The 10670-nt window shown below is 46.8% G+C and carries 11 protein-coding genes and 1 tRNA gene; 6 read left to right on the top strand and 6 right to left on the bottom strand.

The window, feature by feature from the left end; all coding sequences use genetic code 11:
* Positions 1 to 141: 141 nt before the first annotated feature.
* Positions 142 to 2136 carry a fructose-1,6-bisphosphatase gene (locus tag ACEW8F_RS03520; RefSeq protein WP_373482090.1) on the bottom strand — a complete coding sequence of 665 codons (1995 nt, stop codon included), beginning with the start codon at positions 2134 to 2136 and terminating at the stop codon, positions 142 to 144.
* A gap of 218 nt (positions 2137 to 2354) precedes the next feature.
* On the opposite strand from ACEW8F_RS03520, the gene ACEW8F_RS03515 reads away from it, so the two are divergent.
* The gene (locus ACEW8F_RS03515; RefSeq protein ID WP_373482089.1) at positions 2355 to 2984 is read left to right on the top strand and encodes a B12-binding domain-containing protein; all 630 of its coding nucleotides are present in this window, start codon (positions 2355 to 2357) and stop codon (positions 2982 to 2984) included.
* A gap of 14 nt (positions 2985 to 2998) precedes the next feature.
* Positions 2999 to 3703 (top strand): GntR family transcriptional regulator, encoded by a 705-nt coding sequence (locus tag ACEW8F_RS03510; RefSeq protein ID WP_373482088.1) that lies wholly within the window; start codon positions 2999 to 3001, stop codon positions 3701 to 3703.
* A gap of 97 nt (positions 3704 to 3800) precedes the next feature.
* Here the strand turns inward: ACEW8F_RS03510 and ACEW8F_RS03505 are convergent.
* A tRNA-Val gene (locus ACEW8F_RS03505) sits at positions 3801 to 3876 on the bottom strand.
* 326 nt (positions 3877 to 4202) lie between these two features.
* A complete protein-coding gene (locus ACEW8F_RS03500; protein ID WP_373482087.1) occupies positions 4203 to 4973 on the bottom strand; it encodes a hypothetical protein in 771 nt (256 codons plus the stop codon).
* Between the two features lie 280 nt (positions 4974 to 5253).
* Here ACEW8F_RS03500 and ACEW8F_RS03495 point away from each other — a divergent pair, with 280 nt between their 5' ends.
* Both ACEW8F_RS03495 and ACEW8F_RS03490 read left to right on the top strand, forming a co-directional pair.
* Entirely contained in the window at positions 5254 to 6057 is an 804-nt protein-coding gene (locus ACEW8F_RS03495) for a hypothetical protein (RefSeq protein WP_373482086.1), read from the top strand.
* A gap of 222 nt (positions 6058 to 6279) precedes the next feature.
* Positions 6280 to 7377, top strand: a complete 1098-nt coding sequence (locus ACEW8F_RS03490; RefSeq protein ID WP_373482085.1) for a 6-phosphofructokinase — start codon at positions 6280 to 6282, stop codon at positions 7375 to 7377.
* A gap of 159 nt (positions 7378 to 7536) precedes the next feature.
* Here the strand turns inward: ACEW8F_RS03490 and ACEW8F_RS03485 are convergent, their stop codons facing one another.
* Entirely contained in the window at positions 7537 to 7821 is a 285-nt protein-coding gene (locus tag ACEW8F_RS03485; protein WP_373482084.1) for a hypothetical protein, read from the bottom strand.
* Between the two features lie 223 nt (positions 7822 to 8044).
* On the opposite strand from ACEW8F_RS03485, the gene ACEW8F_RS03480 reads away from it, so the two are divergent.
* Positions 8045 to 8848, top strand: coding sequence for a ZIP family metal transporter (locus ACEW8F_RS03480; protein WP_373482083.1), 804 nt, complete (start codon positions 8045 to 8047; stop codon positions 8846 to 8848).
* A 36-nt stretch (positions 8849 to 8884) separates the two neighbouring features.
* Here the strand turns inward: ACEW8F_RS03480 and ACEW8F_RS03475 are convergent, their stop codons facing one another.
* Complete coding sequence (locus tag ACEW8F_RS03475; RefSeq protein ID WP_373482082.1) at positions 8885 to 9409, bottom strand: HdeD family acid-resistance protein; 525 nt, start codon at positions 9407 to 9409, stop codon at positions 8885 to 8887.
* Positions 9410 to 9591: 182 nt separating this feature from the next.
* Between ACEW8F_RS03475 and ACEW8F_RS03470 the strand changes: the two genes are divergently transcribed.
* Positions 9592 to 10419: a deoxyribonuclease IV gene (locus ACEW8F_RS03470; protein ID WP_373482081.1), complete on the top strand. Its 828-nt coding sequence runs from the start codon at positions 9592 to 9594 to the stop codon at positions 10417 to 10419.
* An 89-nt stretch (positions 10420 to 10508) separates the two neighbouring features.
* Here the strand turns inward: ACEW8F_RS03470 and ACEW8F_RS03465 are convergent, their stop codons facing one another.
* A complete protein-coding gene (locus ACEW8F_RS03465; protein ID WP_373482080.1) occupies positions 10509 to 10661 on the bottom strand; it encodes a hypothetical protein in 153 nt (50 codons plus the stop codon).
* Between the last annotated feature and the right edge of the window lie 9 nt (positions 10662 to 10670).

The following is a 10670-nucleotide window of genomic DNA, read 5'->3' as shown; positions in this document are numbered from 1 at the left end:
CTCAAGCGGGCAGGATATCCCAATTTTTATGATTATTATCTGCAAGTAACGGTGTGAACTCTGGAACCGCCGTATACCGAACGGTACGTACGGTGGTGTGGGAGGTCGGCTGATCAATTAATGGTCAGCCTCCTACCCGATTTAATATTGTTTTTCTTTGATCAGGCCTTTACGGTAGGCCGTGATCAGCATTTCCAGGTCTTCCACCTGAGCCATGATGGCTTTACCGGTATCGGTGTCCCGCACCCGTTTTCGCTCGGTGGTTTTTTCGACCACCATCAGGGTCGATTTAATGTCAACCCCGTCGGCAATCGCCTTTTCGACTGATTCAAAGGGATCGTGGCTGATCAGAATCAGGCCGTAGGAGTTATAGATTAAGGTGTAGCCGGCAATGCCGGTGGTTTTCTGATAAGCCCGGGCAAAGCCGCCGTCGATGACCAGCTGTTTGCCTTTGGCCCGGATCGGGCTCTCGCCGGAGGTGGCCTTGACGGGAATGTGGCCGTTGATTAGGTGGCCCTGATCCGGGTCGACCCCAAATTCCATCAGAATTTTTTGGGCCAGCTCATCATCCTCGTCGATCAGCAGGAAAAAGGGCGAATAGTGTTCTTTATGAGGCGTTTTATCATCGATGAAATAACGTTCAAAGGTGGCCATCTTATCTTTGCCAAACAGTGGCGAATCCTCATGGCACCAGAGGAACCAGAGAAAATCAGTGCGGGTGAGGTTTTCGTCCTGATCGGTTTTGCCGAAATAGGCTTCCCGGGCCATCTGGTCGAATTTATCCATCAGGCTTTTACCGGCATAGCTTTTCCCATCGATTTCTTTTTGTTTAAGACTGCCGTCGTCATTCAACAGTAAACAGGCATGAAAGAGCAGGTTATCATTGAAGACCTTGTACATGCTACCCTTGGCATACATAAAACGGATGTGTTTCTGGAGCTTTTCACTGTGCAGGAATGCGTAAACCAGGCGATCCATGACCAGGGTTTCTTCCTCGGTCAGGACACAGGGATCAGCTGGATCCAGGGTCGGAAAGTTGGTGTCGTTAAGCTGGTAAACAGTGTCCTCGACAGTTACCGTATCGTTGTCGAAATCGATGTGGCGAAGCAATTGCCGTTTGGCCATATTATACTCGGGGTGATTGTCGATCATGCATTCTTCGAGCTTGAACTGGATTATCGCAATGGCCTTGTGCATTTTGGACATCAGGGCGGTTTCCTGGTCTGAGACGGTATGGCTGTCGGAAATTTTGGGGGTAAATTTGGTGCAGGGATCGTCACTGTATTCCCGGCTGGCAAAGGATGCCAGCGGCAGCAGGTTGATGCCATAGCCGTTTTCCAGCACATCCATGTTGGCGTAGCGCAGGGCAATCCGGACGGCATTGGCAATACAGGGGGCATTGCCGGCAGCGGCGCCCATCCAGAGAATATCATGGTTGCCCCACTGCATATCCAGGGAATGATGGCGCATCAGGGTATCCATGACCTCGTCGGGACCGGCCCCGCGGTCATAAATATCGCCGATTATATGCAGGTGATCAATGGTCAGCCGTTTGATCACCCCAGAAATCTCGACAATAAAGTGCTGGGCCCGTTCCAGTTTAACCAGGCTTTCAATAATTTCCTGGTAGTATTCCCGTTTGTTAAAGCGATGTTCATCTTCCTGGAGCAGTTCTTCCATAATATAGGCAAAATCTTTGGGCAGCGCTTTTCGCACCTTGGAACGAGTGTATTTTGAAGCCGCCGCCCGACACACCTTCACCAGCCGGTAAATAGTTAACTTATACCAGTTATCCAGGGATTCCCGACTCCGTTCCTTTTTGATCAGATCAATTTTTTCTTCGGGATAATAAATCAGGGTAGATAATTCTTCCAGTTCTTCAAAGGCAATGGTGTTTCCCAGTTCCTGGTGAACCTTGCGTTTGATCGCTCCGGAAGCATTTTGCATCACATGGTTGAAGGCTTCGTGTTCACCGTGAATATCGGTGAGAAAATGCTCAGTTCCCTTGGGCAGATTGAGAATCGCTTTCAGATTGACCACTTCGCCCACGGCGCTGGTAATATTGGGAAAGCTTTGGGACAGGAGCTCCAGATATTTCTGATTTTCTTGAAGTTGTGTTTTTGTATAACCGTTCATATCGACCTCTATCTTTAAATTTCGAATTAAAATGTAAATGTTTTCGTCATGATTATACACTTCAAAGCATTAAAAAGCCATTAAAAAATATCTGGTCTAGATAAAGACAAAAGCCGGATTCCGTGATAAAATGAAAAGGATTAACAAATCAATCGGACCGGGTCAAAAACCGGGCGCATGACGACAAAATTTTAGTTTTAAATGAACAGGTGGAATAGATGGAGACAAAAATTATTGCAGCGGTTGAGGCAATTGACGAAAAACGGGCGATGGCCCTGGTAGCGGCAGAACTGGAAACCGGAAAAGACAAAAGAGACATCGCCAATCAGCTAAATTTTGCTTTGCAGCGGGTAGCGATCCGTTATGAAGAAGGGGAATACTATATTGCCGACCTGATTATGGCCGGGGAACTGGTATCGAACCTGTTGGGCATGATGGGGATGGACAGTACCCAGCTGATCGACGGCCGCAGCCTCGGGAAGATCGTGGTCGGTACGGTTTTCGACGACATCCACGATGTCGGCAAAAACATCTTTATCAGCATGCTCCGGGCCGAGGGTTTCGAGGTCATCGATATGGGCACCGATGTTTCGGTGGAACGGTTTATCGCCATTATCCGCAAAGAAAAACCGGCCATTCTGGGGATCAGCGGCATTCTCACCTCGGTGGTGGAGAACATCAAAGAAGTGATCGATGAGATCATTGCCCAGGGACTTCGGGATGATATTAAAATTATTCTCGGCGGCGCGCTGGCGGGAACCGACTATGCCAACTATGTGGGGGCCGACGGCTACTCCAGCGATGCCATCGAAGGGGTTAATATCTGTAAGCAATGGCTGTTGCAATGAATGGGTGATGGGCAATGAGAAAAATTCTATATCTTGATATCGTCAATGATATCAAAGGGAAAATTGAAAAAGGCATTTTAAAGCCTGGGGATCTGCTGCCGTCGGAATATGAAATGGCCGAGCAGTTTGACGTCAGCCGGACCACCCTGCGTAAAAGTCTGGCGCTGCTGGTCAATGAAAAATATATTTATACCATTCCCGGTAAAGGAAATTATGTCTGCGAACCCTCGGCCAATCAGTATCAGTTTTACTTTGATGAAATCGACAGCCTTAAAGGGGAGGTCGAGGAGGTCAAGCTGGTCAGCGTCGGGGTCATTACCCCAGGTCGGAAACTGATGCGGGAACTTAAAATCGGTTCCTTTGAAAAGGTCATTAAAATTCAGAAGGCCACCAAAATAAAAGATGAGGTGATTCAGTATTCGTCCATCTACTTACCCTATCAGAAGGGCAACCCGATAGTCGAAGATGTGATTAATTTTGCCAATTTTCATGGCATTATGAAAAAGGGCAAGCTTCATTTTCAGCATAAAAAAATCCTCAACATCGATATCGTCCATCCCCCTCTGGAAGTCCGGGAAAACCTGCAGATTGATCATGACGACTGCTGTTTTCTGGTCTCGCAGAATATTATTTCAATGGAAGACAATATGCCGATCAGCTACAATGAATATTATATCAAACGGAATTACTTTACCCTGACAGCGGAAACGACTTTCTAAAAAAGCGGATCGGTTAGCTGCGGATTGATTAAATTTTGGTTAAACAAAATAAAAGCCATTTGCACGAATGATGCAAATGGCTTTTTTATCTTATAAATGGTGATCCCGATTGGACTTGAACCAACGACCCCTACCATGTCAAGGTAGTGCTCTGCCAGCTGAGCTACGAGATCACGTTTACTGCTTGATCATTCTACATGAATCTTTGCAAAAAGTAAAGTCTTTTTTTAAAAGAGTGGTTCATGTATTTTTTTAAAAGAGTGGTTCATGGGATCAGGCATCGGATTAAAATAAGCGTTGAAAAGTTGTGGGCAGGCGACACGAGGTGAATAACAAAATATATGATTTAATAATCACATATAAAAGGGTGCGGAATAAGATGGAGCTTAAACGAATTTATTCTGAATTAAGAGAATTGTGATCAAAAAAATAATATTAAAAAAAGGCCTGGCATTTGCTCAGGCCTTTTTGCGTTTAGTTTATCTCAGCCGTCCCCCGGTCAGGGCTCGGGGATAGTAGTGAGATCATCCGGATTCATGGAAGAAAAATCAGTGAAGACAACGTTGGATGGTGGGGAAAACTGGCTGTCGGCAATGGTATCAGCCGAAATATCGGTGACGACCGAGCTCATCGTCAGGGTGCCGTTGCTGAGAATTTCGGTTTTCAGGGGCACGCCATACTTGGTTGAAAACCACATCCGCATATCGACGGTGCCGTTTTGCCCGTCATTTTCACTGGTTTCGATATAAATCACTTTTTCGCCATTTAATGTTTCCACCCGGGCGACCACGTTTTCAGGAAAAACATCGGTGATGTCATCAATGCTGGTGACCCCTTCGTCCAGATTTAGATCGTCCAGATCGTCCAGATCGGTGGCGGTGTCCTGATCTTTAAAAGAAAATCCGGTGGTCTGGCCTTCGGTATACTGGTAGGTCACCCCTTCCGCGGCATTGTAGATGGTAATCTGTTTGCCGACATCGGGCATTTCCATTTCCATCTTAAAGTTATCACCTTTAGTATAAGTGGTTGAGGTGGTATCATAGCTGTCGGCCATGGTGGTGTTAGTGGTCATTTTCAGGGAATCCGGATAGCTGAAATTGAGGCTGCTCAGCAGCGCCGCGCCACTGAGGTTTTCGTCCAGGGTAGCGGTTTTTTCGCCATCCGTCTGGCCTTCATCGGTTTTGGCAGCATCATCGCCACCGCCGCAACTGGCGAGTAAGAATACTGATAATACAACAAAAAACATCAGCAACCATTTCGATTTTTTCATTTGACTGACCTGTCCTTTCTTTCATTCTTACAAGGGTTTTACCGTAAATTACGTGGGTTCGCAGGTATCAACTGATAGTGAGCGCCCAATTTTGTTTTTTATTAGTTTTTACCCTGGGAAAAAGGGGATAATCACTGAAACAAAAATAAAAACTGGAGCAAAGCAGGGAACCAGCAATATAATGATTAATGAAATTCTAAACCTTTTTTCGGTATAATGAAAAACGAACTGTCACTCTGGTTCAGGAGTGATAAAATCAGAAAAAATCAGGATAAAAGGAATGTTTATGTTTATCATCGATCTATTTATTAAAACCGGTCTGGAAACCCTTTATTTTACCGGGGCCCTGATCCTGGCCGGACTGCTCCTTGGGGTTCTCGAAACCCAGTCCAACCGTAATTTTCAGAAAAGTCTGGGACGAAACGCCATCATGGTGACAGGGGTGATCGGCACCCCTATTCACGAGCTCAGCCACGCCCTGACCGCCCTGATCTTCGGGCATAAAATCACTGACATCAAATTGTTTCAGCGACCGGATCAGGATGGGGTGATGGGTTATGTGAATCATGCCTATAACTCGAAAAATATTTACCATCAGGTGGGTAATTTCTTTATTGGCATTGCTCCGATTTTTGGCGGTCTGTTGGTGATCATGGCGTTGATGGGACTGCTGCTGCCGCAGGTGCTGGAAAGTTTTATGGCTCTGCTGACCCAGGGGATGGCGGTGGAAAGCCTCAGCATGGCCTCATTTGCCGGGGTTTTCACCGCCTATCTGGAACTGCTGAAGCTGATCTTTGCTGGGGAAAATTTTCACAACCTCAGCTTTTATCTGTTTTTGTTTTTGGCTATTTGTATTTCTGCCCATATTTCTCTGAGTCCGGCGGACATCAAAGGTGCCATTAAGGGGCTAATCTTTATTTTTCTGATCTTGCTGATCCTTAATGCCATTGGTTTATCGCAGTCCATTCTGACCGTTGATGTGCTGAAATACAATGTTCTGATGACCTCGTTTTTAATGATTGCCGTCATTTTTTCGCTGCTTACCTTTGTCATCAGTCTGATTTGCAGAATCCTTACGCGTTAAATTTACCGGTAAATAAAAAACCATCCGTATCATCAGCGGATGGTTTTTTATTTGGCAATGATGGTAAAAAGCGGGAGTTCTTCCCGATAGTCTTTGTAATTTGGCGGTTGCTCGCATATAATATCAGTATGAGACGATAACAATCGCAGGGAATGATGTCAATTTAGAGTTGCATCAAGATCCCGGGACATAAAATTTAATATAAAAGAATGGAGAAAAGCGATGACTAATAAGGTTAAAAAAATCGGCATTTTAACAGGCGGCGGCGATTGTCCCGGCCTGAATGCGGTGATCCGGGCTGTGACCAAAGCCGCCATTGCCAACTACGGCTATGAGGTGATTGGCTACAGGTTCGGGTACCGCGGGCTTTATAACAACGACTTTATCAAACTGGATGCCCGCAGCGTTTCGGGAATTCTCCATAAAGGGGGCACGATCCTTTACAGCTCCAACAAGGATAACCTCTTTGACTATCAGGTGGAAGAAAATGGCCAGTGTGTTAAAAAGGATGTCTCTGATGTGGCGGTGGCAAACATGAAAAAAGAAGGGGTCGATGTGCTGGTGGTGCTGGGCGGCGACGGCACCCTGACCAGTGCCCGGGATTTTGCCCGGAAAGGTGTCAATGTGATTGGGGTACCCAAAACGATCGACAATGATCTGTCTAAAACTGATGTCACCTTTGGTTTTAATTCGGCGGTAGATGTGGTGGTCGACGCCCTGGATAAGCTGCATACCACGGCTGAATCCCACCATCGGATTATGATTCTCGAAGTGATGGGCCGAAATGCCGGCTGGATTGCTCTCCACGCCGGGATTGCCGGTTCGGCGGATGTTATTCTGATTCCCGAAATTCCCTTTTCCCTGGATGCCATTATCGCAAAATTGAATGAACGCAGCCAGCGGGGCCTGCCCTTCAGCATTATCGTGGTCTCCGAAGGGGCCATGGAAAAGGGCGGAAAGCTGACGGTTCAGAAGATTGTCGGCGACTCTCCGGACCCGGTCCGGCTCGGTGGCATCGGCAATAAGCTGGCTCTGGCCCTGGAAACCAGAATATCCGATCATGAAATCCGCAACACGGTTTTGGGTCATCTCCAGCGGGGCGGGATTACCTCGGCCTATGATCGGCTCTTATCGACCCGTTACGGGGTGGCGGCGGTGGAACTGATAGCCCAGGGCAAGTTCGGGTCGATGGTAGCGCTCCAGGATTGCAAGATGACCGATGCCCCCCTGGAAGCGGTGATCGGCAAAAATAAACAGGTGGATGTCGATTCTGAGCTGATCCAGGTGGCCAAAAGTCTGGGGGTTTCCTTCGGCGAATAAACAGCGGGGTTTCCGTAAGGCTGGACTCCGGCCAGCCTGGTTTTAATCCTGGGGCAAAAAAAATGGCCAGACAGAAAACATCGGTCGGGCCATTTAAGGAAATCATCATTGTTTAATAAAAGGTGAGATCGGGAATAACAGAAAAACCTTGCGCAGTCCCTATTCCGGGGTCACTTCAGGGGATTCATCAGCGGTTTCATCAAGATCGTCTTCGAGCACCACATCATCTTCATCCACTAAAATCTCGGCAAGCACTTCAAAAAAGAAACCTTTTGCAGAGGCCAGAGATTCGTTGTGGGCAAACATTGCTAATTTGTGGTAATCGACAAAGCCATTTTCATCAGCATAAGGTTTCAGACGTTGAAGAAAAAATTCTTCGGTGGTGACGTCTTCAAATTTTTCCTGTACGGTGTTAAAGATTGCAATTAATTCGCTTTTCTTCATGGTTATTACCTTCTTCAGCGTTATTTCAGCCGTATCGGGCTGATAAATCAATTATAGGAGCAGGGAGCAGAATAAACAAGGTTTATTTGCAAAAGTGGCTGGAAATTTGCGATCAGCGGTTTAATAAAGAATGGATTTTGGGCCCCTTTTTATAGTATACTGAGATATAAATTAGAATCATTTAAAATAATAACGATTACCATTGAAAGGAAGTGAAGCATTAATGGAATTTTTATTGGAGTATCCACCGGTATTGCTGGCCTTATTTGCCGGACTGTTTACCTGGTTTGTCACCGCTCTCGGGGCATCAATGGTGTTCTTTTTCAAAGAGATTAACATCAAGGTGTTAAATGCGATGCTGGGTTTTGCGGCGGGAGTGATGATTGCTGCCAGCTTCTGGTCGCTGCTGGCACCGGCCATTGAGATGGCTGAGGGCGGTGCGTTGCCAGCTTATGTGATTGTGTCGCTGGGTTTTCTGGGCGGGGGATTTTTTCTGTGGCTGGTCGATAAGATTTTGCCCCATGTCCATCCGGGAACCAATCACCGGGAGGGGATTAAAACTTCCTGGCAGCGGAGTGTATTGTTGGTGTTAGCGATCACCTTCCACAATATTCCTGAAGGTTTGGCGGTGGGAGTGGCCTTTGGTGGTCTGGCCTCCGGATCCCCGGCCATCACGCTGGCCGGGGCCGTGTCACTGGCGTTGGGGATTGGGTTGCAGAATTTTCCGGAGGGGGCGGCGGTATCGATCCCGTTGCGTCGGGAAAATATGAGCCGGTTAAAAGCCTTTTCCATCGGTCAGTTTTCCGGCATGGTGGAACCGGTTGCGGCGGTGATTGGGGCGGTGGCGGTAGTCTTTATTGCCCCGCTGTTGCCCTTTGCTCTGGCCTTTGCTGCCGGGGCGATGATTTATGTGGTGGCGGAAGAATTGATACCCGAAGCCCGGTTGGGTCATGAAGGCGATATTGCCACCATCGGTGTGATGTTCGGCTTCACCCTGATGATGATTCTGGATGTATCCCTGGGCTAAAAAAAAGGATGTCTCCGGGAGACATCCTTTTACTGATTAGAGATGGGTGGACATGCTTTCGGCAAAGAGCGCGATGCCACCAAAGATCAGGTAAACCCCGGCGATGATACCGAAACCCAGCAGCATCACAAAGGGGTTGAAAATCAGGAAAATCGATAAGAACAGGTTAATGATTCCCGAAGCCAGCAGCCAACCGGTTCCGGCGGCCCCCTGTTTTTTCATCACCGAGGAAGCGGCAATCTGGTTCATGCCGGTGGATAAGGCAATAAAAGCCAGCATAAAGGCCAAGGTGCTGGCCCGCGATAATGGATCCGAGAAGATCAGCAGCACCCCCAGCAAGACGGCCAGGATACCGGAGGTCAGACTCCAGCCTTTTTTGATCTCGCTTTTGGCAAAAACAATGATGTGAAAAACGCCGTAAATAAGCAGACCGGCAATAAAAAACCACATAATCATTTGGGCTGCGAACATTGGCGCAAAAAAGATCAGACCGCCGAGGATGATCATCAGGATAGCAACAACAATTCCCAATGTTTTGGACATTTTTAGAAAATCATTCATCTTTTTTTCCTTTCAAAAATAAATTTCAGGGTAAATTATTTCAACTCCATTTTATAATAGGTGGAAAAGATAATCAAGTTAATTGTAAGAAATATAGAATGTTAAGAATAATGAAAATAAAATGAGAAAATTTGATTCATGAAAAGATATTAAATAGCAATAAAATTAAAAGGAGACAAAAGATGTTAATAATCGGACCCCACCTGTCCATTGCTGGTGGATTTACCAAAGCCGGTCAAGAAGCGGTCGCAATTGAAGCCAATACCTTTCAATTTTTTACCCGAAATCCCCGGGGCGGCAAGGCTAAGGCCCTTGACCCCAAGGATGTGGCCGGACTTCGGCAGATTATCGCGGATCAGGGTATGGGCCCGCTGCTGGCCCATGCCCCCTATACCCTTAATATGTGCTCAGCCAAACCGGAAACCCGGGAATTTGCCCGGATGGTTTTTAAAGAAGATCTGTTGCGGTTGGAAGAATTGCCCTGTAAACTCTATAATTTCCACCCCGGCAGCCACACCGGTCAGGGGCTGGCAAAGGGAGTTGCCGGGATTGTCGAAATTCTCAACGCGGAAATGTGGGTCGATCAAAAAACCACGGTGTTGCTGGAAACCATGTCCGGTAAAGGAACTGAAATCGGCAGTCGCTTTGAAGAATTGAAGATGATCATTGAGCAGGTGGAACTCACCGATAAAATGGGGGTCTGTCTGGATACCTGTCACGTTTATTCCGGTGGCTATGATATCGCTGGCAATCTGGAGGTGGTGCTGGCAGATTTTGATCGGATCATCGGTCTGGATTATCTAAAAGCTATCCATTTAAATGACAGCATGATGCCCTTTAACAGCAACAAAGACCGCCATGAAAAAATTGGCCGGGGCACCCTGGGGATCGAAACCTTTCAGCAGATGGTCACCCATCCCCGGCTCAAACACCTGCCTTTTTTTCTGGAAACGCCCCAGGAAAACACCCGGGATTATCAAAATGAAATTATCTTATTGCGTTCCTTTTGAGCAGTCCAAATTGCATATCACACTAAAAAAGCAGCGATGGTTAACCCATCACTGCTTTTTTGATTCATTTTAAACATTTTGATCGGCTATTAAATCAACAAAGATAACACATAACCTAACAGCATATCCTCATTGACGTCCCAGGGATCTGCCATAATGTCCGCATCCGCTGCGGTTAATTCCGGATGCCGGGCCGCATAGCTTTCAAAATAATCCAGGTATTCAGATTTGATCGTTTCCATATAACACCT

The organism is Acetobacterium sp. (assembly GCF_041752335.1).
Classification (GTDB): Bacteria; Bacillota; Clostridia; order Eubacteriales; family Eubacteriaceae; genus Acetobacterium.
Note: the sequence above shows the minus strand (reverse complement) of the source record. Positions and strands in the feature narration are given on the sequence as shown.

Excerpts from the sequence above, each read along its gene's own strand:
- ACEW8F_RS03520 (WP_373482090.1), bottom strand. The coding sequence starts at position 2,136 with ATGAACGGTTATACAAAAACACAACTTCAAGAAAATCAGAAATATCTG.
- ACEW8F_RS03515 (WP_373482089.1), top strand. The coding sequence starts at position 2,355 with ATGGAGACAAAAATTATTGCAGCGGTTGAGGCAATTGACGAAAAACGG.
- ACEW8F_RS03510 (WP_373482088.1), top strand. The coding sequence starts at position 2,999 with ATGAGAAAAATTCTATATCTTGATATCGTCAATGATATCAAAGGGAAA.
- ACEW8F_RS03500 (WP_373482087.1), bottom strand. The coding sequence starts at position 4,973 with ATGAAAAAATCGAAATGGTTGCTGATGTTTTTTGTTGTATTATCAGTA.
- ACEW8F_RS03495 (WP_373482086.1), top strand. The coding sequence starts at position 5,254 with ATGTTTATGTTTATCATCGATCTATTTATTAAAACCGGTCTGGAAACC.
- ACEW8F_RS03490 (WP_373482085.1), top strand. The coding sequence starts at position 6,280 with ATGACTAATAAGGTTAAAAAAATCGGCATTTTAACAGGCGGCGGCGAT.
- ACEW8F_RS03485 (WP_373482084.1), bottom strand. The coding sequence starts at position 7,821 with ATGAAGAAAAGCGAATTAATTGCAATCTTTAACACCGTACAGGAAAAA.
- ACEW8F_RS03480 (WP_373482083.1), top strand. The coding sequence starts at position 8,045 with ATGGAATTTTTATTGGAGTATCCACCGGTATTGCTGGCCTTATTTGCC.
- ACEW8F_RS03475 (WP_373482082.1), bottom strand. The coding sequence starts at position 9,409 with ATGAATGATTTTCTAAAAATGTCCAAAACATTGGGAATTGTTGTTGCT.
- ACEW8F_RS03470 (WP_373482081.1), top strand. The coding sequence starts at position 9,592 with ATGTTAATAATCGGACCCCACCTGTCCATTGCTGGTGGATTTACCAAA.
- ACEW8F_RS03465 (WP_373482080.1), bottom strand. The coding sequence starts at position 10,661 with ATGGAAACGATCAAATCTGAATACCTGGATTATTTTGAAAGCTATGCG.